This is a genomic window from Streptomyces sp. NPDC002676 (assembly GCF_053592455.1).
Window position 1 is genome coordinate 100111 of sequence record NZ_JBSFVT010000021.1, and the last position, 25294, is coordinate 125404.

The 25294-nt window shown below is 68.6% G+C and carries 16 protein-coding genes and 5 pseudogenes; 18 read left to right on the forward strand and 3 right to left on the reverse strand.

What is annotated here, in order from left to right; all coding sequences use genetic code 11:
• Window positions 1-49 precede the first annotated feature (49 nt).
• The 15 genes and pseudogenes from ACWD3E_RS36170 (at window position 50) to ACWD3E_RS36240 (ending at window position 16652) form a co-directional block, all read left to right on the forward strand.
• Complete coding sequence (locus ACWD3E_RS36170; protein WP_451391747.1) at window positions 50-1006, forward strand: S66 peptidase family protein; 957 nt, start codon at window positions 50-52, stop codon at window positions 1004-1006.
• Complete coding sequence (locus ACWD3E_RS36175; RefSeq protein ID WP_451391748.1) at window positions 1003-2007, forward strand: amino acid--tRNA ligase-related protein; 1005 nt, start codon at window positions 1003-1005, stop codon at window positions 2005-2007. Before ACWD3E_RS36170 ends, ACWD3E_RS36175 begins: the two co-directional genes overlap by 4 nt.
• Window positions 2008-2025: 18 nt before the next feature.
• The gene (locus ACWD3E_RS36180; protein ID WP_451391749.1) at window positions 2026-2436 is read left to right on the forward strand and encodes a hypothetical protein; all 411 of its coding nucleotides are present in this window, start codon (window positions 2026-2028) and stop codon (window positions 2434-2436) included.
• On the forward strand, window positions 2433-3164 hold the full coding sequence (locus ACWD3E_RS36185; protein ID WP_451391750.1) for an SDR family NAD(P)-dependent oxidoreductase: 732 nt from the start codon (window positions 2433-2435) through the stop codon (window positions 3162-3164). The genes ACWD3E_RS36180 and ACWD3E_RS36185 overlap by 4 nt, the downstream gene beginning before the upstream one ends.
• A complete protein-coding gene (locus ACWD3E_RS36190) occupies window positions 3164-4189 on the forward strand; it encodes a helix-turn-helix transcriptional regulator (RefSeq protein WP_451391751.1) in 1026 nt (341 codons plus the stop codon). The genes ACWD3E_RS36185 and ACWD3E_RS36190 overlap by 1 nt, the downstream gene beginning before the upstream one ends.
• 1 nt (window position 4190) lies before the next feature.
• Window positions 4191-5171, forward strand: a complete 981-nt coding sequence (locus ACWD3E_RS36195) for a hypothetical protein (protein WP_451391752.1) — start codon at window positions 4191-4193, stop codon at window positions 5169-5171.
• 403 nt (window positions 5172-5574) lie between these two features.
• Window positions 5575-7605, forward strand: coding sequence for an ABC transporter ATP-binding protein (locus ACWD3E_RS36200; RefSeq protein ID WP_451391753.1), 2031 nt, complete (start codon window positions 5575-5577; stop codon window positions 7603-7605).
• Window positions 7602-9182 carry an NUDIX domain-containing protein gene (locus ACWD3E_RS36205; RefSeq protein ID WP_451391754.1) on the forward strand — a complete coding sequence of 527 codons (1581 nt, stop codon included), beginning with the start codon at window positions 7602-7604 and terminating at the stop codon, window positions 9180-9182. Before ACWD3E_RS36200 ends, ACWD3E_RS36205 begins: the two co-directional genes overlap by 4 nt.
• Before the next feature lie 99 nt (window positions 9183-9281).
• Window positions 9282-10244 carry a GNAT family N-acetyltransferase gene (locus ACWD3E_RS36210; RefSeq protein ID WP_451391766.1) on the forward strand — a complete coding sequence of 321 codons (963 nt, stop codon included), beginning with the start codon at window positions 9282-9284 and terminating at the stop codon, window positions 10242-10244.
• Between the two features lie 65 nt (window positions 10245-10309).
• Window positions 10310-12637 carry a methyltransferase, FxLD system gene (fxlM, locus tag ACWD3E_RS36215; RefSeq protein WP_451391755.1) on the forward strand — a complete coding sequence of 776 codons (2328 nt, stop codon included), beginning with the start codon at window positions 10310-10312 and terminating at the stop codon, window positions 12635-12637.
• Entirely contained in the window at window positions 12634-13515 is an 882-nt protein-coding gene (locus ACWD3E_RS36220) for a glycosyltransferase family 2 protein (protein ID WP_451391756.1), read from the forward strand. Before fxlM ends, ACWD3E_RS36220 begins: the two co-directional genes overlap by 4 nt.
• A gap of 51 nt (window positions 13516-13566) precedes the next feature.
• The gene (locus ACWD3E_RS36225; RefSeq protein ID WP_451391757.1) at window positions 13567-14085 is read left to right on the forward strand and encodes a GFA family protein; all 519 of its coding nucleotides are present in this window, start codon (window positions 13567-13569) and stop codon (window positions 14083-14085) included.
• Window positions 14082-14927 carry a hypothetical protein gene (locus ACWD3E_RS36230; protein ID WP_451391758.1) on the forward strand — a complete coding sequence of 282 codons (846 nt, stop codon included), beginning with the start codon at window positions 14082-14084 and terminating at the stop codon, window positions 14925-14927. The genes ACWD3E_RS36225 and ACWD3E_RS36230 overlap by 4 nt, the downstream gene beginning before the upstream one ends.
• 816 nt (window positions 14928-15743) lie before the next feature.
• Window positions 15744-15950, forward strand: a pseudogene (locus ACWD3E_RS36235) (hypothetical protein); the annotation flags it as partial.
• Window positions 15951-15995: 45 nt separating this feature from the next.
• Window positions 15996-16652 carry a hypothetical protein gene (locus tag ACWD3E_RS36240; protein WP_451391759.1) on the forward strand — a complete coding sequence of 219 codons (657 nt, stop codon included), beginning with the start codon at window positions 15996-15998 and terminating at the stop codon, window positions 16650-16652.
• Window positions 16653-16904: 252 nt separating this feature from the next.
• On the opposite strand, the pseudogene ACWD3E_RS36245 reads toward ACWD3E_RS36240, so the two are convergent.
• Window positions 16905-17351 (reverse strand): annotated as a pseudogene (locus tag ACWD3E_RS36245) (integrase core domain-containing protein); the annotation flags it as partial.
• A 307-nt stretch (window positions 17352-17658) separates the two neighbouring features.
• Between ACWD3E_RS36245 and ACWD3E_RS36250 the strand changes: the two are divergent.
• Window positions 17659-19797, forward strand: coding sequence for a P-loop NTPase fold protein (locus ACWD3E_RS36250; protein WP_451391760.1), 2139 nt, complete (start codon window positions 17659-17661; stop codon window positions 19795-19797).
• Window positions 19798-19839: 42 nt separating this feature from the next.
• Entirely contained in the window at window positions 19840-20448 is a 609-nt protein-coding gene (locus ACWD3E_RS36255; protein ID WP_451391761.1) for a hypothetical protein, read from the forward strand.
• A gap of 470 nt (window positions 20449-20918) precedes the next feature.
• Here the strand turns inward: ACWD3E_RS36255 and ACWD3E_RS36260 are convergent.
• Window positions 20919-21377: pseudogene (locus tag ACWD3E_RS36260) on the reverse strand (transposase); the annotation flags it as partial.
• 50 nt (window positions 21378-21427) lie between these two features.
• Between ACWD3E_RS36260 and ACWD3E_RS36265 the strand changes: the two are divergent.
• A pseudogene (locus ACWD3E_RS36265) lies at window positions 21428-23532 on the forward strand (ISAzo13 family transposase).
• A gap of 51 nt (window positions 23533-23583) precedes the next feature.
• Here ACWD3E_RS36265 and ACWD3E_RS36270 read toward each other — a convergent pair.
• Window positions 23584-24342 (reverse strand): annotated as a pseudogene (locus tag ACWD3E_RS36270) (IS256 family transposase); the annotation flags it as partial.
• Window positions 24343-25294: the final 952 nt, after the last annotated feature.

Here is a 25294-nt window from a genome sequence, read left to right on the forward strand (position 1 = left end):
CGGGAGATTCGGTGTGCGGCGGCCGGCCCCCAGCCAGAGGAGACCTCGCTTGAGTACCGCACGTGTTCTACCCGCTCCGCTCGCCAAGGGCGACCGCATCGGCATCGTCACCGTGTCCGCGCCCGAGCCGGCGCAGAACCCGGACCAGTTCGCCCGCGGGCTGGAGGCCCTGCGCGACCGCGGCTTCGAGCCGGTCACCGCCGACCATGCGCTGGACACCCACGGATACCGGGCCGGCAACGAGTCTGCGCTCCTTAACGACTTCCACTCCTTCATCGCCGACCCCGACATCGCGGCCGTGGTGTGCGCCGGCGGCGGCAAGAACGCCAACCGGCTTCTGCGCGGCCTCGACTACACCCTGATCGGCGCCCATCCCAAGCCGATCGTCGGGGTGAGCGACCCGACGGTGCTCCTGAACGCGATCACGGCCCGGACCGGTATGCCGACCTTCCACGGGCCCGCGGTGCTGTGGGACTTCGGCTCCGCCGACGCCCCCGCAGCGACCGGCGACCACTTCACGGCCGTCCTCGCCGGCGAGGCACAAGCCGCTCGGATCAACGCTCCACTGGGGTGGGCCCGTACCGGATCCGCGCAGGGACCCTTGGTCGCCGGCTGCCTGTCCTCCCTGCGCTGCCTGCTCGGCACCGTATGGGAGCCCAACTGGCGGGGCGCGGTCCTGGCCTGGGAGGACGCGTTCAAGCCGATCGAGCAGCTGGACCAGACCCTGACCCACTTCCGGGACTGCGGTGTCCTCGATCAGATCTCCGGCATGGTCGTCGGTGAACTCCTCGGTTGCGAGCCCTCCGGCGGGACGGACGCCCAGCAGATGGTCACGGACCTGTGCGCCGAGTACGACTTCCCCGTCGCCGTCGGCTTGCCGTTCGGTCACACCCCCCTCAAACACACCCTGCCCATCGGTGCCGAAGTCCTGCTCGACTCCACCGCCGAGCACGCCCTCACCATCACCTCCCCCTGGACCTCCCCGGGCGAAGGAGCAGAGCGGTGACCACTGCCCCCGAAGAACGGCGCCTGTACGGCACCCTCCTCAAGCAGCACCCCGACGAGCGGACCCTGCTGCTGACCAAGGCCGACATGGTGCGCGCCATGCGCGGCTGGCTGCACGAGACCGGCTACGCGGAGGTCGCCACCCCGGTGCTGTGCCAGGACCGCGAGAGCGCCCCGATCCCGCAGTTCGCCACGCGCAACCCGCTGACCGGGCAGTCCTTCCACCTCCGGCACTCTGCCGAGGAACACCTGCGGCGCGTCGTCGTCAGCATCGACCGCGTCTTCGACTTGTCCAAGGCGATCCGTGCCGAGCAGGCCGACGACAGTCACGCGATCGAGTTCACCATGCTGCAGACCGCGGCCCGCGATATCGACCTCGAGGCCGGCATCGAGCTGGTCACCGGCCTGGTGCAGTACACGGTGCAGACCACGTTCGCCACTCTGGCCACCCCGGGGGTCGACTTCACCACGATCCGCATGCGGCCCGTCGACGGCGCGATCGCCGAGGCGCTCGGCGTGGTCGAGGCCCCGACCGGCGCGGACCTGGTCGAGGCCGCCCGTGGCTGGCTGAAGGACCGCGGTCTGGCGGCGGGAGGTGCCGACTGGGTGGTGATGGAGGACTTCGTCAAGCACGCCGTGGAGAAACCCGTCACCCAGCCCACCGTGCTGTACGGATTCCCCTGGGAGCTGCGGCACAACTCCCGCATCAACGAGGCGACCGGCCGCGTGGAGCGGTTCTCCCTGATAGCGGCCGGTACCGAGATCTGCGACGGCGGCGTGAAGCTGCGCACTGCCGCCGAATACAAGCCGATGGTCGAGGCGAACATCGCCCTGCGCACTCAGCTGCACGGCATCCCGGCGGACCACGGGCCGGTCGACTTCTTCGCGGACATCGACTGTGACCCCGCCGACGTGTTCACGTTCGGCCTGGGCATCGAACGGCTGCTGGCGCTGTGCACCGGCCGGACCGTGTTCGAGGCCCTGACCTTCCCCTACCACTGACCGAGAGGACCGTTCCGCGTGACCAGCATGCGCGCCGTCGTCATCACGGAAAGCCTCACCGGAGGCGAACTGCCCCCCGACTTACTCGGTATGGAGGAACGGCGTTACCCGCATCTGCTCGATGAGCGCACCCCCATCGAGATCATCGAGCTGACCGTGCCGGGCGACCAGGCGCCCGCCATGGCGCTGGCGCTGTCCTCTGTGCTGAAGCCCCGGCTGTACTACGCCCACCTGATCGACGAGACGCGGATGCTCGTGGCCTTCCCGCACACCGTCGTCGACATCCCCCGCAACGACGAGGATGCCGTCGCCCATGCCCGGGCCGTCGGCGCTCTGTTCGCCATCCCCGACGAGCAGATGCGCTTCGCCGAGATGTGGGACACCGACCACCCCGACGCCCCCGCCCAGCCGGAGGCCGACGCCGGGTGACCACCTCCCCGTCCGCTTCGACCCCGCTGGCCGTGGTGACCGGCGCCAGCGGGGCCCTCGGCACGGCGATCCGCACCCGCCTGGTCAAGGAGGGCTGGCAGGTCGTGGCCACCTACCGCACCCGCCCGCCCCAGGACGAGGACTCCGCCTGGGTTCGGTTCGACGCAGCCGACGAGGCTGCGACCCTCGCCTTACGTCGAGCTGTCGCCTCCTGCCCGGGCCAACTCCGCGCGGTGTTCGCCTGCATCGGCGCCCCTTCGACCAAGCAGACCGTCACGGACACCAACGTCGGGGAGTTCGAGGCGGTTCACCAGGCCAACGTCGTCAGCTTCGTCCGTACCTGGCACGCGATTGCTGACCGGGCCCGGCACGATGGCGCCTCCGTTCTGGCGGTCGGCTCCGATGCCGGAGGGGCAGCACGCCCGGGCAACGGCCCCTACACCGCGGCGAAGGCCGCCCTCGCTTCGCTCGTCATCACCCTGGCCAAGGAGGAACTGCACAACGGCGTGCGGGTCAACCTCCTCGCGCCCTCGCTCATCGACTCGCCCCTCGCCCATCACGTCATGGCCCTCAAGGGTGTCACCGACCCCGACGCCTACCTCGAGCAACTGCCGTGGGGACGCCCCCTGTCCCTGGACGAGGTCGCCACCACGTGCATCGACCTGGCCACCGCTGAGCAGTGGTCCTACGCCACCGGCCAGGTCTATCCCCTGGAGGCCGCTCTCTGATGGTCGACGCCGTCCGCGCCCGGCAGCTGGGCATCGTGCACATGCTCCGCAGCCGCACCAACGTGCCCGCCAGCGAGCTGGCCGACCGCTTCGGCGTCACCGAACGCACCATCTACCGCGACATCACCACCCTCACCGCCCACGGCATCCCCATCCAGGCCCAGCCCGGCAAGGTCGGCGGCTACCGCCTGTCCCCCGACACCGCGCTCGACCCGCTCACCATCGACTCCGACCACGCCCTGCGGCTGTACGTCCTGGGCTTCCTCGACCCCGACGACACCACCACCGAAGACCGCGCCCGCGCGGCCGGTATCAGCGACACCGTCCAAGAGGTCATCCGGCGACTGGCTCAGCGCATCCACTTCGACACCGCGGACTGGTACTGGCGTGACGAGGGCTCCGGCCACCTGCCCGTCCTGCGCACCGCCATGCTCGCCGCCACCGCCGTCGAAGCCACCTGGCGCTCCAAGACCGGCGCCCAGGAGACCGCCCTGCTCAAGCCGTACGGCGTGGTGTGGAAGGCCGGCGAGTGGCACATGATCGCCGCCCGGGCGACCGGCGGCCCCGCCCGGTTCCGCCTCAACCTGGTCGACCGGCTGGTGCCCACCGACCTGACCTTCACCTACCCCGAGTCCTTCTCCGTCCGCGACTGGTGGACGCAGGCCATGGAGGACTACGGCAAGGGCGAGGTACGCGTCACCCTCAACGTCACGACCGCGGCCCGCGACGAGATGCTGCGTCTCAGCCTGAAGTCCACGTCCCAGGTCCACGAACACGACGACGGGTCCCTGACGATCGTGCTGTTCGTCGACCGGTGGGAGTGGCTGATCCCGCTGGTCAGCAGCTACGGCCCGGACGTCATCGTCACCGAGCCGGAAGAGCTGCGCGCAGCGATAGCCAGCCAGCTGCGCCGCACCCTGGCCGTCTACGACACCGCCGTGCCCCCGGGCCCGGCGCCGCCGGCCGGACTTCCCGACGACGACTCCCGCCTGAGATCCACCCACGGCCGCCACCCAGGAGCATGACGTGAGTACCCGCCACCTCGACCACGCCGACACCCTCGAACTGCCCGTCACCGGAGACGGGCCCTTCAACTTCCTTCACACCGTCTGGAAGCCGTCCCACTACGCCACCGGGCTCGAGGCGCACACCGCGGCCCGCTCCTGGCGGACCTTCCGTGTCGGCGGCCTCGTCACCGGTGTGTGTATGCACGCGGAGGACCGGCTCGTCATCGCCGAGGTCTACACCGACGGCGACTACAAACCGAACCACCGCGAGCACCTGGTGCGCCGGCTGACCGCCTCCTACGGCCTGGACGAAGACGTCAGCCGGTTCACCGAACTGGCCGCCGCCGTACCGGAGATGAGCCACCCGCTGAAGTCGCTGGCCGGCATGCGGCAGAGCTGCCCCGAAGACCACTTCGAGATCGCCGTGGTCGCCCTGCTCCTGCAGAACGTCACCATCGCCCGCACCACCCAGATGACCCGCAACCTCCTCACCCACCACGGGCAGCTCGTCCACTTCGACGGCATCACGCTCCGAGCCTGGTTCACGCCCGCGGAACTGGCCCACGTCTCCGCCGAAACCCTCAAGGAACAGGACCGCCTCGGCTACCGCGCCAAGACCCTCCCCCACTTCGCCGACTTCTTCCGCGACCACCCCGCCGAGGAACTCCAGGCCGCCGACGACCTCGTGCAGACCTTCCAGCAGATCAAGGGCGTCGGCCCCTACACCGCCGCGATCATGGCCTCGCACGCGTCCCGGAACCCCGCCTCCTTCGGACTGGACGTGTGGAACCGCAAGATCCTCGCCCGACGGCTCCTCAACGTCGACGACGCCGCGCCCGAAGCCGTCACCCGCCGACTGAACGAGCTCTTCCCCGGCCACGCCGGCACCGCCGGCCTGTACTTCGTCGAGCACGAGTACCTCAACACCCCCGTCGCTCCACTCCTCGACCCAGCCGACATCGACGCATGGAACCAAGCTCTGGAGCGCCCCGCCGCGTGACCTGACCCAACCACCGCCCTCAGGCAGCGCCTCCGCCGCCGCTGCCTCCCCAGCCATGCGTCCACCACCGCGAGGACAAGACCACGAACGGGTGACGTACCGCGTTCGAGTGCACCTGAATCCCGTCACAGCACAGCCAGCACACCCACCACCCACCAATAGAACATCCGTCCACGATCTGCTCCCGAGAAGCCCGTTACGGACCCCCTGCGGGGGCGTTCTTAGAGCACCAGTACCCCTCACGCGCCCAGATGGAGGACGCCATGAATCCTGTACTCGCCCCCACGAATAAGCCTCTTGGATTCGAACAGCGACGGCCCGCCGTCGGCTCCTTCTCCCCCACCACGCACACGGTTGACGCCGCTGCCCGCCGCTCAGCACGACCGGATACGGGGTGGGCAGCATGAGCGAGCCCACCGATGCAGCAGCCGACAGTGTCCCGGGGCCGCGCGCCACCCCGGTGTCACCCCCATCCGCGGCCCCGTCTGCCCGCCCTCACAACGGACCGGACGTCGTCATTTCACAGACCGAGCCGGGCACTCCCTCCGAGACGGCCGCCTCCGCCCCGCAGATGCGGTACGTCGACCTGACCGGCAGCCGGGAAGCGGCCGGACGGTCCATCCGGATGCGCGACATGGCCCGGCGTCTGCCCCAGTTGGTGCGCCGCTCACTGGCTCTCGCCTGGCAGGTCGACCGACGAGCGACCATCGGCCTCCTGCTGTGCCAGGCCGTCACCGGTGTGATGCAGGCCCTCGGCCTGGTCGCCATCAGCGGCACCCTCACCGCGCTGCTCACCAGCAAAGACGTCTACGACCAGCTCCTTGAGGCATGGCCGTCCGTGGCCCTGCTGGCCGGCGCCGCCGGCGTGCGCGCGCTGCTGGGCATCACCGTCAACTGGCTGTCCTCCCGGCTGGGCCCGCTGATGTCGCGCGAGGCCGAACAGCAACTGCTGCTCGGCTGCGCCGAGGCCGAGCTCTGCGCCTACGACGACCCCGACTTCAACCGTGCCCGCGAGGCCGCCGACCGCGGAGCGCAGGTCACCGGCGACCTGATCAACGAGGGGCAGGACCTGATCGCCTCGTCCGCCAGTTTCCTCGCCGGGGCACTCGTGCTGGCCGGAGTGAACTGGATGCTGCTGCCGCTCCTGATCGCTGCCAGCCTCCCGCAGGCCCTGGCCCAGGTCAGCGCCGCGCGCATCCGGTACCTGGCGAACCTGCGCAGCAACGGCGACCTACGGATGCTGTATGTGCTGCGCTGGCACATCTACACCAAGGACGCCGCCGACCAGATCCGTGCCGGCACCATGTCCGCGTTCCTGTCCGGCCGGTACCGGGAGACGGTCGCCCGGATCAACCGCGAGGACCGGGCCGCAGCCGACAAGGGCGCCCGCATGTCCCTGGCCGGCGCATTGTGCGGGGGTCTGGGGTCGGCCATCGTGTGGGCGGCGGTCGTCCTGCTGCTGGCCAACGGACGCATCAGCGTCGGTCACGCGGGAACCGCCGTCTTCGCCCTGCAGACGGTGGGCCAGTCGGTCCGCGGCCTGGTGACCGTCGGCGCGCGGGCCGTCCGAACCGGCCTGTACATGGACGACTGGAGCGACTTCCTGGACAAGGCCGGCGGGTTCCGCATGCGCCGGGGTCCGCGCCGCCCCGAGCCGCCGAAGACGATCGAGGTCAAGTCGGTCACCCACCGCTACGCGGGCAAGGACCGTAACGCCCTGTCCGACGTCTCGCTCACCTTGCGCCGCGGCGAGGTCACCGCCCTGGTCGGATTCAACGGATCGGGAAAGTCGACCCTGTCCAAGCTGATCAGCGGCCTGAATCTTCCCACGAGCGGGCAGGTGCTGTGGGACGGGATGCCCATCAGCGAGGCGGACCCGCAGGCCCTGTGGCAGCAGGTCGCCCTGGTCCCACAGGACTACGCGCGCTGGCCGCTGACGGTGCGCGAGAACGTGAACCTGGGGCAGCCGACGGCGCGCGGCGACGCGGCGGTGCATGAGGCGTGCGAGGCCGCCGGCGCCGACGAGGTCGTCGACAAGCTCGGCGCCGGCCTGGACACCCTCCTCGCCCGCGAGTGGCTCAACGGCGAAGAACTCAGCGGCGGACAATGGCAGCGCATCGCTCTGGCCAGGGCATTCTTCCGCGAGGCAGGGCTGCTGGTCCTCGACGAGCCCACCGCCAACCTCGATCCCCGCGCCGAGTACCGGATCTTCCAGCGACTGCGAGATCTGGCCCGGGACCGGGCGGTGCTGCTGGTGACCCACCGCATCACCAATGTCGCCGTGGCCGACCGGATCGTGGTCCTCCACGACGGCAGGATCGTGCAGGAGGGCACCTACACAGAGCTGGCCCAACAGCCCGGCATGTTCCAGCAGTTGCTGTCCTACCAGGTCACCTCCGCGCCGGACAGCGAGCAGCACGGGGCGCGCCCATGAGCCGCACCAGTACCACTGCACCAGGCCGCGCCGACATGGCCTCGCCCACGGCCACGCACTCCTTCGACCGCCACACGCCCCTCCGAGGTGATGACGTGCCGCCCACCCGCTCCCACATCCGTACGACCCTCGAGGCGTACCTGGGTCGGCACCCGCACGAGCGGGAGGCCCTGGCCGGGCTGCTGGCCGCCCTCGACCGACCCGACGAGCCGACGAACCGCGCAACGCTACCCGGCCACATCACGTGCAGCGGGACCGTCATCGACCGTGAGCAGCGTGTGCTGCACATCGGTCATAAGGCGTCAGGGAAGCTCCTCACACCGGGCGGCCACGTCGAGGATGACCGGACCCTTCTGGCTGCCGCGCTGCGCGAGGTGTGTGAGGAAGCCGGGCTCCTCCCGCAAGACCTGTGTCTCACCCCGCAGTTCCTCGGAGCGCCGATCGACATCGACGTCCACGACATCGACGCCAATCCGGGCAAGAATGAGCCCGCGCACCAGCACTTCGATTTCCGCTTCGTCTTCTACCTTGTGCCCGATCGGCTACCGGTCCTTGCACTGCAGGGCGAGGAGGTCTCCGGTGCTCGGTGGCTGGCGTTTGCCGACGTCCGGTCGCCGACATTGCGGGCCAAGCTCCTGGGCGCGAAGGCCCAGGAGCTTGATGGGCGGCCGGAGCCGGTGAACGCCTCTGCCCTGATCCATGACGGCCACGGTCGCTATCTGCTGCACCTGAGGGATCAGCGTGAGGGCATCTGGGCTCCGGGGGTGTTCGCCCTCCTGGGTGGCGGCCGGAAAACGGGCGATGCTGATCTGGCGACGACCCTGAGCCGGGAGCTCGCCGAGGAGGCACCCGGTCTGGAACTTACCGACGTGACGCCGTACGCGGTGGAGGAGGCGACGAGCGTCGACGGCCTCGCGGTACCCGTCCAGGTATACGTGGGTCGCTGGAACGGCTATCCCGACACCGTGGATCTACGCGAAGGGGTGCTGCTGCGCTGGTTCACCGTCGACATGCTGGACCGGCTGCCATTGAGTCCCGGGCTCGGTGACCTGATCCGTCGGCACGCGGCCGAGCATCCCCCGGTCGGCGGTCCACCGGACGACGTCGGTCTGCCGCGCGACGAAGCGCCTGAGGGGACCGAGCTCCACATCGTCGGCGTCCACCTCTACCTCCAGAACGAGCACGGTCGGATCCTGCTGGGCCTGCGCCACCCCGACTCCGCCTTCGGGGCGAACGAGTGGCACTTCCTGGCCGGACACTGCGAGCGAGAGGCCGCGATCAGATGCCTGATCAGGGAGGCCAAGGAGGAGGCAGGTCTGATCGTCGATCCCGACAGCATCGAGCTCGTGCACGTGGTCCACCTCATCGACTCGCCGACTGCACGCCCACGCATCGGGCTCGTATTCCGGGCCCACTCCTGGTCCGGCACCCCGAAGATCCTGGAGCCCGACCGGTGCGTGGAGTGGCGGTGGTGGAACCCGAAGGACCTTCCGGCCAAAGTCGTGCCGTACACCCGCCTGGCAATCGACGGAGTTGTCGCCGGGCGCCTGTACTCGGAGATGGGATGGGGCGAGTAAGCGGTGAGCACCCTGAACACGAGCCCGGTCGGCCGTCCGGACGGGCCGGACGCCGACGTCCGGGCGGCGACGCCCGCTGATGCCGAGGGCATCGTCCGGATGCGCTCCGAGTACGTCCTGTCCGAGCCCTTGAGCGAGGAGTGGATCCGGCGGTGCACCGACGAGCTGGCACCTCGGCTGGCCGCGGCGGGAGACGCGCGAGCCTACGTCATCGACGCCCCGGACGGTTCGATGGCCTCCTGCGCGCTCGGCCTGATCCACCCCGTGCTCCCGGCGCCGGCTTACCCCAAGGGTCTGGCCGCGCGGGTGCACGCCGTCGCCACGCGCCCGGACGTCCGGCGCCGTGGTTACGCCAGGGCGGTGGTGACCGCGCTCCTCGAGCAACTCCACTCCGAGCAGGTCACGCTGTTCGAGCTCCACGCCGGCGAGGAGGCTGCGCCGTTGTACCGCGAGCTGGGGTTCGCGGGCAGTACGGCGCTGATGCGCATGACGCGCTTGGACGAGCCGGCCGCCATCACAGGGCGGGAGACGAGCCATGTCCCGCGGGATGCTGGTGAGGGCCCCGGCTGGATGTCGCCCGAGGAGTACGCCGAGACGGTCTTGAAAGCCACCTGTTTCGCGTGCGTGTACTTCACCGACGAGGACGACCGGCCGCTGCAGCTGCATTCCGTCTACTCGCCCACGCATCCGTGGCAGCTGGTGGGAGGCACGATGGATCCCGGCGAGCGCCCTTGGGAGACAGCCGTACGCGAGTGTCAGGAGGAGACCGGCCTGACGGTCGCCGGCCCGCCGCGACTGCTGGCGATGGTGTACGGGCTGCCCGGCGTCGAGTGGCCCTACAGCACGGTCGGTGTGGTCTTCGACGGCCGCCGGCTCACCGCGGAGCAGATCCGCAAGATCGTGCTGGACCCGTGCGAGCACGACGAGGCGCGCGTGCTCTCCCTTTCCGAGTGGGAGGCACGGATGCCGCCTCGGGACTTCGCGCGGCTGAGCGCGGTCGCCAAGGCCCGCCGTACCGGGGTGGCCGCCTATTTCGACACCTGGGACTGGGGGGCCGAGTGAGCAGGATTGTGTCGAACTACCGAAGCAGCGCAGCACCACCCGCCGTTGAGGACGAGGAGCGATCTGTGGGATACACCCGGGCGGAATGGTCCGAGCACTACAAGGACGGCCGCAGCTTCCGGCGGCTCGGGGACGAGGAGAAGGGTCTGCTGCTCGAGCACGCGCCTGCGCCCGGATCGGGCGGCCGGGCACTGGACGCCTGTTGCGGCACCGGCGAGATGGCGGCTTTCCTGGCCTCGCTCGGGTACGCCGTCGACGCTGCGGACTTCGCCGAGGGTGCTCTGGCCCGGGCGCGCGCCGAGCACGCCGGGGCAGAGGGGGTGCGCTGGCTGTGCCTAGATGTCGAGCACGATGACCTTGTCGACCTCGCCGACGATGGCTACGACCTCGTCACCATCCGCTTGTCGATCGCCTTCTTCTGTGATCGAACGCGTGCACTGCGCCGCCTGGCCGCGCGGCTGCGCGAGGACGGGGTCCTGGTGATCATCACTCCCGTCGTGGAGCACACGCCCGAAGAGCGGCGCCACATCGCGCAGGATGAGGATGAACTCACTGCGCTCACTGAAGGGTTCGAGAGCGTCGAGCGGTTCGACGCGGAGGGCCTGGCTGTGCTGGTGCTGCGTGGTCCGGGCCGGGTGTTCACCGTGCAGGAGAGGAGTCGGCCGCCCGAGCCGGACGCGGTGTTCGGCGCCGCCGCGGTCGTCACCGACCCGTTCGGGCGCGTTCTGCTGGGGCGTTCGACCCGGGGCATGTGGGAGTTGCCAGGTGGTCGGATTGAGACCGGCGAAAGTGCACCGGCGGCTGCCGTACGGGAGCTGTCGGAGGAGAGCGGGCTGACGGCGCGCGTGGAGGACGCCCACATGGTCGCGATCCTCCACGACGACCGGCAGGACGTGCGCCGCGTCACCTCCGTGGTCCGCGTGACCGCCTGGGAGGGGAAGCCCGAGCTGCGTGAGCCGCATCGGTTCTCCCGCTGGGAGTGGCACGACCTGCACACCCTGGCCAGTCTGGGGAAGATCTTCGCGCCGTCCGCCCAGGCCTTGGCTGCGGTATGGCCCGGGGTGCTGCCCGGGCTGCCGCCCGTCCACTCGTACCCGTGCGCGGGAACGGTCCCGACCGTGGCGGGTGAGCCGGCCGAGGCTGTGCGGATGCGCGCGAAGATGGCGGACGCCGTGATCAGCAAGGGCTGGGCGCCCTCCCTCCGGATGCAGGCGGCCTTGCGGGAGGTGCCCAGGCATCGGTTCGTTCCCGAGGCCCCGCTGGAGACTGCCTACCACGACAACCTCGCCGTGGTGACGGTGCGCGAGTCCCCGAAGACCGCGCTGAGCTCTGTCTCGGCGGCCTGGCTGCAGGCTGACATGATCGAGCAACTCGCGCTGAGGCCGGGGCTGACCGTGCTGGAAGTGGGATCCGGCGGGTACAACGCGGAGCTCCTGGCGCACGTCCTCGGGGACAGTGGCCGGGTCGTCACCGTGGACATCGATCCTTTCGTGGTGCACCGCACGCAGCGGCTGTGCGCGGAAGCCGGCAGCGGCCGAGTGACCGCCGTCCTCGGCGACGGCGGCCTTGGCGCACCTGGTCACGTTCCAGCCGGCGGGTTCGACGGTGTGCTGATCACGCACAACGCAGCAGACATCGCCCCGGCATGGCGTGAGCAACTCGCCGATGGCGCGCGGCTGGTCGTGCCGCTGGAGATGGGCGGCTACACCCGCTCGATCACTTTGACCCGCCGCGGAGACGTGCTGCACGCCGAGCACTGGACGTACTGCGGGTTCGTACGGGACCGCGGCGCCGCCGCCCGCAGCGCCCCAGCCGTCTCCCTCGCCGGCGGTGAGGTGACGGTGCGATGGGAAGACGGTATCCCCACCGACACCAGCCAGCTCGAGAAAGCCCTTGGCGGGCCGCGGCACGAGCAGGCGACCGGGATCGTCATCCCCGGCGAGACCAGCTTCGAGACCTTGCAGCTCTATGCCGCGACCACACTGCCGGGATTCTGCCGCGTGACCGCTCCGGAGGATTCCAGGCTGGTGGCGCAGCAAGATGCGGCCGCGGTCGTGGCCGACGGCTCCCTCGCCTACCTGACCTGCATCAAGATCAAGGACGCTCCCAAGCCCCTCGACGCCCGCTGGGAGTTCTACATCCACGCCTACGGCCCGGCCGCCTCCGAACTGGCCGCGCGGTTCGCCGCTTGCGTGCAGAGCTGGGACCGGGACGTGCGCGAGTCCGGCTATCCACCCATGAGCGTCCACCCGGCCGGAACCCCCGACGACCAGCTACCGGTCGGCGATGTTCTCGACAAGCCGAACGCTCGGCTCGTCTTCCAGTGGCCGGGCCGCACTCCCTCCGTAGGTGAAGCCGTGAGCGTCGCCTTCCCCGTCCAGGGGGCAGTGTGACGCCACGAGTGGACGTGGTCCTTCTGACCATGAACGACCGCCCCGAGGAAGAAGCACTGGCGCAGAAGACGCTGCTGGGCCAGCTTGGAGTCGAGGTGCGGGTCGTTGTCGTGGGCAACGGGTGCATCCCCCAGGTCGTCCCGCCCGGTGCGCTCACCGTCGCCCTGCCGGAGAACATCGGGATCCCCGGTGGGCGCAACGCGGGTGCCGACGCGCTACGGAAGGCCGGCACCCCGGCGCCGTACGTGTTCTTCCTGGACAACGACGCCTGCCTGCCGCGCTCTGATGTCCTGGCCCGGCTCGTCGCCGCGGCCGTGGCGCACCCCGAAGCCGCCTACGTCCAGCCCCGGTTGACCGGTCCGGACGATACGACCACGCCACGCCGCTGGGTGCCCCGCCTCCGGGCGGATGATCCGGGGCGGCCCGGCGTCATCACCACCATGACCGAGGGCGTCGTCCTCATCCGCCGGAGCGTCTTCGACGAGGTCGGCGGCTGGGAGAGCACGTTCTTCCTCTACCACGAGGGCCTTGACCTGGCGTATCGCTGCTGGTCAGCGGGATACAGCGGCTGGTACGCGGCTGACATCCGCATGCACCACCCGGTGACCAGCCCGGCGCGGCACCGCCTCTTCTGGCGGCTCGCGGCCCGCAACCGGATCGCGGTCGCCTACCGCAATCTCCCCAGCCCGCTGATCCCGCTGTATCTGACCGCGTGGACTGTCATCACCCTGGCGCGTGCCCTGCGCAGCGGCGGAGTGGGCGACTCTCTGGACGGCATGCGCGAGGGCTGGACCCGCCGCTCCGAGCAGCAGCGCACACCCATGAGCTGGCACACCGTATGGCGACTGACCAAGGCCGGCCGACCCCCAACCATCTGAACCCCGCCCGAACGCCGGACACCCCGGCAGACGAAATCGAACGAGGAGACCATGCCCGCTTCACCCCACTCTTCCGGACCTGACCGCCCTACCGATTCCCCCAGCTCGAGTGACCACCCCGTCAGTAACACGGCGCTGGTCGCCACCACAGCCGTGCCGATGCCCGAAGTGCGAACAGGAAGCTGCCTGTGCGGCAACATCAAGTATGAGGTGACCGGCGTCCCGGACGACCCACACCTGTGCTCATGTCGCCACGAGACGCGCATCTCCGGTGGCCCTGCTGTCCTGTGGGTCGGTTTCCGCAAGGACGAGCTGAGGTGGATCGGCCTGGGTGGCGAGCCCACGTGGTACTCGAGCTGGCCGACCTTGCACCGCGGCTTCTGCCCTCGCTGTGGAAGCCAACTCGTCTCGGTCGCCGACGACTCGGACATGACCATGGTGACCGCCTTCAGCCTCGACGACCGCAGTGGCACCGATCCCGTCGGGCATTCGTATCGAGAAGAGGCGGTGCCGTGGATGACCATCGCCCTCGCCCCCGATCCGTGCGCTCCTCAGCCTTCTTCCACGTGAGCACGAGTGACGCGCAGCGGATGATCACCACGGTCGCCGGGACACTCATCCTGGCGTACGGCGTGACCCCGGCTGAGGCGGTCCAGATCCCGGCGGGCACCGTGACCTTCAACTGCGCCGTGACCGACCGCTCGGGGCGCCGGTACTTCGCCAAGGTCTACCGCGACCGCACCGCGGTAGCGCGCAAACGGGCTGCGGTGGAGCTCGCCGCCTTCGCGCGCAGCGGCGGCGTGCCGGTGTCGAACCCTGCGCACCTGACGCTGCCGCACCGAAGCACCGCTACCTGGCCTGACCCCGAACCGAGGAATCCAATGCCATCCACGCTGCCGACCGGTACGCCGAACCGGACGCCTACCTACCCCGAGCCTGCGCACCCTGCACGACGGCTGGACGTTAACGAGATGCTCTCCGCCCTCACCGATCTGGGGCACATGCGTTCCTACATGGACTGGGTCCCCCGCCGTCAGACCCTTCGCATCGCCTGCGGGACGCGTTTCGACGCTGTACGTGTCCCCGCCGACATCGCGGCACGCGCCCTCGACCTGCTGGGTCCCGGCACAGGACCCGTACTCGCGACCAACTACACCCAGATATGGCACTTCCTGCTACGCCCGGGCCTGATACAGCCCGGGCGCTGGGAAACTCCCGGGACACGCGTTCTCCGGCGCGGCACCCTGATAGCTGTCCCTCCATGCGACATCACCGCAGGCGATGACGTCCGCTGGGTCGTCCCGCCGGGAACCGGGATCACCAGGGTTCTCGCTCTCAAGAACGCCCTCGCAGGCAGAGCACCAGCCGCCCCGCCACGTGCGAAGCGCCATGCCGCCGACCACACATGCTGAGCGCAATCCGGCCTTGTACGTCACCGCGGATGGCTTGCCGGCCGCGCACTGCAGTGGCACAGACCGCTGCCCCCTTACTCGCCCGCTGACGGGCGCTTGTACAGCACAGAGCAATGAGGACCACATGCTTGCTTCCCTGTCGCCTGGAGCCCGATGGCTCGCCGCCATAGCTGGGCACACCAACATCGACGCCGCTTCGAGTTTCTGGCGTATCCGGGGCAAGGCCCCAGTCCTTCCGGTACCCGTACCGATTGGCCGGGCCTTCCACCTGGTCCGTGTTCCCGTGCCGGCGGCCGAGCAGGCCTGGCATTGTCTGAAATCAACGGTGGACCCCCTCGGACCGGTGCTCGCGCGCGGACACACCTGGGATTTCTTCGTCTGTACATACGTCACGGATGGGCGTGACGTTCCCGGCGGATGCCTGCTCACCGGCGTTGGGAGCCCGACGAGTGTGCTCTGCCCGCTACCGGAAGCACCCGGGACATCATCGCTGTTCTGGGTTCATGCGCCGGACGGCAGCCGGACCCTCACCGACCCCAAGGATCTCGCACTCGCGCTCGCGAGTTGGTCCGATACACGTCCCATGGCAAACGACCGTGGCCCCGGTAAGGAGAGTCTGCGGTGAGCAGTGATCCGATCGCTAGGGACGAGGCGGTGTGATCATGCGACGGACTGTAGTGGCACTGCGCGCCCAGGACCCGATCTCGCAGGCCGGGATAACCAGCCAGTTACGCGTCCGCCCCGAGATCACGTTGACCGATTTGAGCGAGACCACCGACCCGGCGCCCGAGGTCGTGGTGCTCGTCGTGCACACCACTGACGCAGACGTGCTGCGGAAAGCCCCGCGCCGCCCACACCACCCCGGACGGCAACTACACCCCAGCCCGCGGCCGCCGTCCCTCCCGGCCAGTCATCGTCGTCGCCACCCAGGTCATCGAACAATCCCTCGACGTCGACTTCGACCACGTCATCAGCGACCTCGCCCCGATCGCCCTCCTCCTCCAGCGCGCCGGCCGATGCCACCGCCACCCCCGCACCAACCGCCCCGCCTGGGCCCCCACCCCGGCCATGACCGTCCTCATCCCCACCGGAAAACTCCCACCACAGAGGTGGGGCACCGTCTACAACGAAAACCTTCTCAACCGCACGGTGACGGCCCTCCAAGACCTCACCGGCGGCATCTGCGCCATCCCCGAAGACGTCCAGAGCCTGGTCGACCAGGTCTACGCCGCCGACTGGACCACCGCAGCCGGCACGAACGATCTCGCCACCGAACAAGCCATGCGTGCTCTCGCCGACACCGCCACCATCCCCACCCCCACCCAACTAATCCGCGACCTCCACCCGCTCACCACCATTGACGACGAAGACCTCCTCGTTACCCGACTGGGCGCAGACACCGTCCGCGTCCTGCCCGCCTGGACCGACACCAACGGCCAGCCCTGGCTCGACCGCCAGGCACGCCACCGGCCGCTCCCTGCCCACATCGATCCCCGAGACACAGCCACCATCCGCAACCTCATGGCCCACACCGTCCAAATCGACCACCGATGGCTCCTGGGACACGGCCCCGAAACCAACACCCCCACCGCCTGGCGAGACATCGGCGCCCTCCAAGACGTCCTCCTCCTGCCACAACGCGTCACCAGCACAGGAGCGCGGCCCTACCAACTCAACGGCAAGACCCACCACCTCTCCCGACTCGACGGCCTCGTACGCCAGTAACATCCCAAACACACCCGCACCTTGAAAAAAGAATCGCGAAGCCCACAACACCGCGAGCCTTGAGGCATCCGCTCCGCGCGAGCGGAGGTGAGCCAGAGAGATGGTGCTGAGAAAACCGGCCGGGCGCGCCCTCTCCGCGCGAGCGGAGGTAAGCCGAAGCGCCTGATTGGCTGGGATAGCCTCGACGGATCTTCTCCGCGCCTGCGGAGGTGGGCCGCAGCATTGCGAGTGCCGATAAATCATCCGGCCTGCTCAGGCGGCATGTTGGTACTCGTGCAGGGTTCCGCCGAGCCGGTCTCGTCGGCGGACCTCAAGGTGCCGGATCGGCTCTGGCACGTTGATCGGTGCAGGCAGTGGGCGCAGCGGCGCGGCTTGGCCCAGGGCTCGGTGCGGTCGATGGCAGATGTAGAAGGTCTCGAACTCGCGGAGCGTGTGCAGCAGGTGGCTCTGGTTCCAGATCAAGGTGCGGTCCAGCAGCTCGCGTCGGCATGTCTGTATCCAGCGCTCCATGAGGGAGTTCATCCGCGGTATCCGGATGCCGGTGGTGACGACCGTCAGCCCGGCGTCGGTCAGCAGGTCGTCGAAAGCGGCCGTGAACTTCGAGTCGCGGTCGCGGATCATGAACGTGGCCCTGCTGCCCGCGTCCTCGAGGTCGGCCACCTCGCCGTCCCCTGCGACACCACCCAGGACGGCTTCCCGCTCGGCCGATGGCTGAACAAGCGGCGCTACCGGACGAGAAAGACAGGCCCTACCCCTGCAGCCCACGCTCTGACCGCCATCGACCCCTGGTGGAACCCGCCCTGGGGCATGGCCTGGCAACGCGCCTACCAGCACGCCCGCAAAGATCCCCGCCACCCCGCCACCCGCCACTGGCTCGACCGACAACGACGCGCCTGGCTCCTCCTCCACCCTGACCAACAACACCTCCTGGTCAGCATCGGCATCATCCCCGACCTGATTCGCTGACACCCGTACCCGAGCCGAGGCCTGCCCCGACAATGAGCAGATGGCCGACGCGCGCTTCTTCAACGACGAGCCCTTCCTCGACCACGAGGAAGGACCTGACCTGCTCGGGCACGGACAGTACGCCCAGCATGTGATCAGCCTGCTGGACCGGGTAAGGAACCAGACCGAAACCGGAGTCCTCGCGCTGATCGGCCCCTGGGGCTCAGGAAAGTCCAGCGTCCTCGGCAAGGTGACACGCCGTCTACAAGAGACAGCCAACGATGACGGCTGGCTGGTCGCGGAACTCAATCCCTGGCTGTACTCCGATCTGGAGTCGTTGACGCTGGCGCTGTTCAGCGAGATCCGCGAAGCCCTCCCGAATGACGGACGCTGGTCCGATGCACGGGAGAAGATCGGCGGATTCGGAAAAGCCATCAGTCCTCTGGGGAAGGTCACCGCCCTCTTCGGTCTAGACTCGGAGGGGCTGATCCAGGAGGTCAGCAACCGCATCAGCGGTGACACGAGCGCATCCGCTGCCAAACGCAAAGCCGAGGAGGCCCTGCGCAAAGCGGGCCACCCGGTGCTCGTCGTCATGGACGACCTGGACCGCCTCACCCCCGAAGAGCTCCTCGTCGTCTTCAAGCTGGTACGCCTGGTAGGGCATCTACCCAATGTGTACTACCTGATCAGCTTCGACGAACGGACCCTGCTGGACGTCCTGCAACGCAGTGAGCTGGTCGGCAACAGCGAGCCCCGTGCACGCGGCTTCCTGGAAAAGATCATCCAGGTCCGGCTGGATCTTCCCGCGTTCCGTGAGCGCGACGCCGACCTCCTGGTCGACCGTTCCCTCTCCGCAGTCCTCGCCTCGCACAGTCTGACCCTGACGCCTGACGAGCAGCAGAGGCTCTCCGAGGCCTACTATCGGTACCTGCAGGCCCGGCTGCGTACCCCGCGGGCCATCAAGCGGTTCTTCGGCCAGGCAGACGCCACGCTCGGCCAGCTCACCGGAAACGTCGACATCGTCGACTTCCTCATCGTCACCTTCCTGCGCACCAGCGAGCCCCGCGCCTACCAGTTGCTGTGGCAGCACCGAGCCGAACTCACCGGCACCAGCGTCGACATACCGTCGCGCCGCGACGAGCGGCCGGAACAGCGCGTCGACCGCTGGCGCACCAGACTGCAGGATGCTGGCGTCGCCAAACAGCACCTGGACGGCGTGATCGGCCTGATGAGCATGCTTTTCGCGCCGCTTCGCCAAGCACTCGGCTACGGCGCCAACGCCCAGGCCATCGCGCTGCGGCGCGGCATTGGCAGCATCGACTACTTCGACCGGTACATGGTTTTCGGCATCCCCGACGACGATCTTCCCGAGTACACCTTCGATGCTGCCCTGCAGCAACTGGCCGACGGCATCCCAGGCACCGAAGCAGACGAACTCCTCCTGCGTCTGCGTGACGACACCCAGCGCATCGCCCGCCGCATCGACTACAAACGCGCCGCAGGCACTCCCCTACCGGCGGCCGCGCTTCTGAAAGCCGCAGCCCAGCACTACGGCCACCTCACCGCCGCCCCTCAAGGGGTCTTCGGCCTGTTCACAGCGGACCTCGCCATGGGCTTCCTTGTAAAAGACCTTCTGACCGACCTTGCCGAGCCCGAACGGCCCGCGATCCTCAAGACCATGGCCGAGACCCCTGACGGAGCCGTCCTGGCTGCTCGCACCCTCCAACGCGTCACCAGCCGCGACGGTGACAGCCCGGACCACACACAGGCAGCAGCCACCCCCGACTGGATCTGCCAGGCTCGCACACTGATCAGCCACGAGATCGCTCGGCACCTCACCCCCGCCGCGAGCCGACCCGTACACGAACTCACCGAGCTGGAGATCACCCTCATCTGGGCATGGCGCCACACCGAACCGGCGACCTCTCGGACCTGGATCAACCAGCACCTCGACCAGGAGTGGACCCTGCTCGACCTCCTCGCCGCGCTTCTCCCACCCGACCGGGCACCGTTCCCCATCATCGACAACGACACCCTGCAGGGCCTCGACGCGCTCATCGGCCTCGAAACGCTGTACAGCCGCCTCGCCCCGCTCCTCGACACCCCTGAGGCAGACCCCCATAGCCCCCAGGACGAACACCGGGCACACATCCTCCAAGCACTCCGCGAACACCGCGGCAACACCACGGGCAGCGGCTGACCACCCCCGACCATGCCGCGAAATAAGACAGAGCAGCATGCCGTGACAGACGATCCGTTCGCCCTCGCACCCGAGCAATGGCAGCGCCTGGCCTCCGCCCGCCAGGCCTACACCGACACCGTCAGCCCGTACTACGACGAGACGTTGCAACACGTCGCTCAACGTGCATGCGTCAGCGGGGACATCGGCAAAGCCGACATCGGAGCACTGCTGATGTGGAAACGCCTCAGGGCCGATACACCCTGGGCTGCCGAACTCATGGCGCTCGCGGACGCCGACGTACGCCGTACAACCGCCGCGGCCACGGCCGCCGCCCGGGACACCACTCTCAGCCGCGGCTCGGCAGCACAAGCCGGCCGAGCCGCCCTGGCCTCACTACCGGGTTGCCGCACCGGTGACGCCCTCGCGTCCGCCGTCCTCACGGCAGCCGCACCGGAACGCATGGCCGTCTACGACCGGCGAGCACACAGCGGACTGCGCACCCTCGGCATCACCCTCAGCAACACACCCGGCCGCTACAGCCGCTACATAGACGCGATCGACCAACTCCTGGCCCACGCCCCAGCCCCAATCCGTAACTGGACCGCACGAGACATGGACACCGCCCTGTACTGGCTCAACCACCCCACCGACACCACAACCAGCGCATAGAAACGCTCAACGAACCTGATCACCACTCGGAAAAACCGACCACAACTGACCAATGCTCACTCCACCTGACAAAGCGCCAGCTCAGCACACAGCCCAAGCCCTCCTTCCCTCCGTCACAGAGCCGTAGCAACCCGGGCTTGAAGCGCTACCGCCACCAGGCACCAATCTGACCAGAAGCCGTATCTCAACCGAACGTGATCCTTTGATTTCTGCTGGTCAGGCATGGTTTCGCTCGGGGTGAGGGAGGCCTCCCGGCATCTTGTGTCCGCTTTGTGGTCGAGGGGTGCGCGGTGGCGTCGGTGCTGGGGATGCTGGAGGAGCGGGAGGCGGCTGCCCGTGTGAGGGTGGCGGGTCTGCGGGAGGAAGTCGCGCGGCTGGCTGAGATGTTGGAGGCTGCGGAGATCGAGTTGGGCCGGCGGGTGATCGCGCGGGTCTGTCCAGTGAACGGTGTTTCTGGAGTTGTTAGGGGTTCAGCGGCGGGCGGCGGAGAGCCGGCCGTCGAAGGTGATCTCGAAGGCGTTGAGTGCGGCCTTCCATCGCTGTGACCAGCGTTTGCGTCCCTGCCCGGTGGGGTCCAGGCTCATGACGGCCATGTAGACGCACTTGATCGCTGCCTGCTCGTTCGGGAAATGTCCGCGGGAGCGGACGGCCTTGCGGATACGTGCGTTGACCGACTCGATGGCGTTCGTGGTGCACACAACTCGCCTTATTTCGGTGTCGAATTGAAGGAAGGGAACGAACTCGGCCCAGGCGTTCTCCCACAGCCTCACGATCGCCGGATACTTCCTGCCCCACGTCTCGCCGAACTCCAGGAACTTCTCCTCCGCAACGTCCTGGGTCGGCGCGGCGTAGACGGGCTTGAGCGCCTTGGAGATCTTGTCCCAGTCCTGCCGGGCCGCGTAACGGAACGACGCCCGCAGCAGGTGCAGCCGTAAGGAAACAACGTGTTGCCTTCCCGCTGTGGCGTCGTTTAAGTGGTATGGCGATATCGGAGAGCAGTCGGGCTCAACTGGCTGCGCGTTTCCAGGTGTTACTGCCGCAGCTTGACGAGCGGCAGCGGCGGTTGATGCTGGCGACGGAGGCAAGGCTGCTGGGCCATGGAAGGGTTCGGACGGTCGCACTGGTCACCGGGATCAGTGCGACCACGATCCGCCGAGGTGTCTTCGAGCTCGAAGCCGGCGGTGGCGAGGCCGGTCCAGGCCGGATTCGGCGGCCAGGCGGCGGCCGCAAGAGGGCCGAGCACATGGACCCGGAGCTGCTCCCTGCGTTGATGAGGCTGGTTGAACCGGACGAGCGGGGTGATCCGATGTCGCCGCTGCGCTGGACGACCAAGTCGCTGCGGAACCTCGCCGACGAGCTGACCCGGCAGGGACACCCTGTGTCGACCGTGACGGTAGGCCGGCTGTTGAAGGAAAGCGGCTTCAGCCTCCAGGCCCAGGCCAAGGTGCTGGAGGGCACGCAGCACCCGGACCGTGACGCTCAGTTCCGCTACATCAATGAGCAGGTCAAGCAGCATCAGGCCGACGGAGAGCCTGTCATCAGCGTGGACACGAAGAAGAAGAACTGCTCGGCCAACTGCCCAACCCCGGACGGCAGTGGCGTCCGAAGGGTGACCCGGTGCTGGTGGAGGACCACTGCTTCTTCTCCGGGCCGACCGGAGACGCCGCCATCCCCTACGGCATCTACGACGTGTCCGCGAACACCGGCTGGGTCAACGTCGGGGTCGATCACGACACTTCCGCTTTCGCGGTCGCCTCGATCCGCCGCTGGTGGCAGGCCCGAGGCCGACTCGACTACCCGGAGGCGAGCCGGCTGCTGATCACCGCGGATGCGGGCGGATCGAACAGCTACCGCTACCGGTTGTGGAAGGCCGAACTGGCCGCGTTCGCGGCGGAGGCGGGCCTGGCCGTCACGGTCTGTCACTATCCTCCCGGGACTTCGAAGTGGAACAAGATCGAGCACCGGATGTTCGCCCACATCACGCTCAACTGGCGTGGCAGGCCGCTGACCAGCCACGAAGTCGTCGTCCAAGCCATCGCTGCCACCCGCACCCGTGCTGGGCTGCGGATCGAGGCCGAACTGGACACCGGCAGCTACCCGCTGGGCATCGCGGTGAGCAAGGCCCAGATCAAGGCGCTGCCGATCGAAGTCCACCAGCAGAACGGCGCGTGGAACTACACCGTCCTGCCAACAGGCCAAACCGGAGTCGACAGTCAGGCAGTTCGCGATGACCGCGCCCGTCGCGAGGTGCTCGATCTACTGGCCAACCCGGCCCTGACCGGCATGGAACCGCAGGAGCTGACCCGGATCGCCGAACGACTCGCCCCCGGTCTCGCCGGGCTGAGAGAGGAGCGGCTGTGGTGCTACCGCGACGGCCGACGTCGACGCGAGAGTGCGGGATCACGTCCGCCCGCGCTCAGCCCGGCCGACAAGGTCCTGGTCAGCGTTCTGTATCTGCGCCACATCTGTTCCCAGACCACGCTGGCGGACATGCTGGGCCTCAACCAGCGGACCATCGGGCCCGCGATCAAGGACGTCCGCCGACTCCTGCAAGAGCACAAGATCACGGTCGTGCCGACCACCCTGTGCTTCAACAACAGTCAAGAGATGCGCGACTATCTGGCCAGCGGTGCCCCAGTCACCGCCCGCCAGCAGGCGACCCACCAGCTCGCCCATCCCGCGCTGACCGGCATGCGCCGCCCCGAGCTGGATACGCTGATCGACCGGCTCTCGGTACAGCAGGCCGCGCTCATCGAGCGCCGTCGCCACCTCCAGCGCGGCGGCCCGCGGCAGCCAGGCTCACGCGGCGGCGTGTTCCGGCAGAAGATCACTGACGCCGAGCGCCTGCTCGTGGCAGTCCTCGACGCCCGGCAGATCGCGTCCAAACCGGTCCTGGCCGAGGTGCTCGGCGTGAGCCTGAACACCGTACGCAACGCCCTTGCCGACGCGCAGCCGGTCCTCGAAGAGGCGGGCATCGCTCTTCCGCCCGCCCCACGACGCTTCGGCTCGGCCGCCGAAATCCTCGCCCACATCGCGAACCTGCCAGACGATCAAGGACAGGCCGACGACACGCCGACAGCTTGATTCTTTACAGCTGCGGTGAACGACACAGGTCTGCGTGATCGCCTGAGGCTAGACCGTCGCGATCGCATCGGGCAGGCCCTTCAGGCCGTCGCAGACGACCATGCAGACGTCGTCCGCGCCCCTGTTCTTGATCTCGGTCAGCACCTGGAGCCAGTACTTGGCGCCCTCGCCGCCGTCGCCGACCCACAGCCCGAGAATCTCCCGGGTGCCCTCGACCGTGACCGCGAGAACCACGTAGACCGGCCGGTTGGCGACCTGACCATCCCTCAGCTTCACGTGGACACAGTCGATGAACAGCACCGGATAGACCGAGTCCAGCGGGCGGTTCTGCCATTCGTGCATGCCGTCGATCACCTTGTCGGTGATCGTGGAGATCGTCGTCTTGGACACCTCGGCGCCGTAGACCTCCGTGAGGTGAGCGGAGATCTCGCCGTGCGTGAGGCCGCGGGCGGACAGCGAGAGCACCATCTCGTCCACGCCGTTCAGCCGCCGCTGCCGCTTCTTGACGATCTGCGGCTCGAAGGAGCCCGCCCGATCCCTCGGCACCTCGATCTCGACCGGGCCGACATCGGTGATCACGGTCTTGGAGCGGGTGCCGTTACGAACGTTGCCGTTCTCGGTCCGCTCGTGCTTCTCGTGCCCGAGATGGTCGGTGATCTCGCCTTAGAGGGCGGCCTCGAGGATCCGCTTCGTCAGCTGCTGCAGCAGCCCGCCCTCGCCAGTCAGCTGGATCCCGTCGGCCTTCGCCCGGTCCACCAGCTGGCTGATCAACTGATCATCCAGCGCATCCGGGGCCCCCGCGGGGGCCACTTCCTCGACGGCCTCAGCCGAGACGGTCGCGTCTGTCATCAGGTGTCACTTCCTGTTCGAAGATCCACCGTTGACCGTATAGACCCTGCATATCGCCTTCACCGACGTCGAGTTCGCCGACTTCTCGATCGGATGACCTACTCGCCGGGAATCCGCGAGGCTCGCGGCCGATCCCGCCGGCGAGGTCGTTCAGCCCCGTGAGGGCTTCTCACGTACGCCCAGCATTGCGTCGTACTTCTTGGCTTCCTGCTGTTCGCGCCAGTCCCACTCGACGCGGCCAGCCAGGCCGGCCCGCCTGGCGGCGGGAGGCTGCGGCGGGCGCAGCCTCGCCGTCTCCGCCAGGCGCAGCAGATGCGTACGGTCCCCGGGCGCGGCAAGCAGTCCTGATCGTCGCCGAGTACGAGGCGGGCGAAGCAGGCCGCGGCTCGCAAGAAGACGCGCGCGTACTGCAGCGCGACCGTCTTCCCATGACCGGCATCGCCGTACAAACACACCACCGCACCCACCGCGGCCGCGTGCGCAACCGTCCCCAGCACTGACCGAACGGCAGATGTGTGAACCACCTGGGCACCCGGCACGAGGACCGGGACCTGCGCCAGATGCTTCTGCTCCCGCAGAAAAACCTGCCCACCGCCGCCTCTTTCGACCGCCACGTTCAGGCCCAGCTCGCTGAGCGGATCCGGCCTACGCGGCCCGGCCACCTCAGGCTCCCGCTCGACCAGCAAAGCCCGCCCCGCCCGACGGTCCCTGCGGATCACCCGGTGCACCAGCGACGCCGACGGCACCGAAGCCCCGCCACCTGCAGTGGCCAGCCGGCGCCTCAGCTCAGCGACATTCCCTCCCACCTCACCAAGTACCGGTAGTTCGTTAAATCCGGTGTTGGTGCAGGTTGACGGCAGGTCGGGTTGGTCGTAGGCCGGTGGGAGGAGTCAACTGCTTTGCTGGGGGCTGA

Excerpts from the sequence above, each read along its gene's own strand:
- ACWD3E_RS36190 (WP_451391751.1), top strand. The coding sequence starts at position 3,164 with ATGGTCGACGCCGTCCGCGCCCGGCAGCTGGGCATCGTGCACATGCTC.
- ACWD3E_RS36200 (WP_451391753.1), top strand. The coding sequence starts at position 5,575 with ATGAGCGAGCCCACCGATGCAGCAGCCGACAGTGTCCCGGGGCCGCGC.
- ACWD3E_RS36205 (WP_451391754.1), top strand. The coding sequence starts at position 7,602 with ATGAGCCGCACCAGTACCACTGCACCAGGCCGCGCCGACATGGCCTCG.
- ACWD3E_RS36210 (WP_451391766.1), top strand. The coding sequence starts at position 9,282 with ATGCGCTCCGAGTACGTCCTGTCCGAGCCCTTGAGCGAGGAGTGGATC.
- ACWD3E_RS36225 (WP_451391757.1), top strand. The coding sequence starts at position 13,567 with ATGCCCGCTTCACCCCACTCTTCCGGACCTGACCGCCCTACCGATTCC.
- ACWD3E_RS36240 (WP_451391759.1), top strand. The coding sequence starts at position 15,996 with ATGACCGTCCTCATCCCCACCGGAAAACTCCCACCACAGAGGTGGGGC.
- ACWD3E_RS36250 (WP_451391760.1), top strand. The coding sequence starts at position 17,659 with ATGGCCGACGCGCGCTTCTTCAACGACGAGCCCTTCCTCGACCACGAG.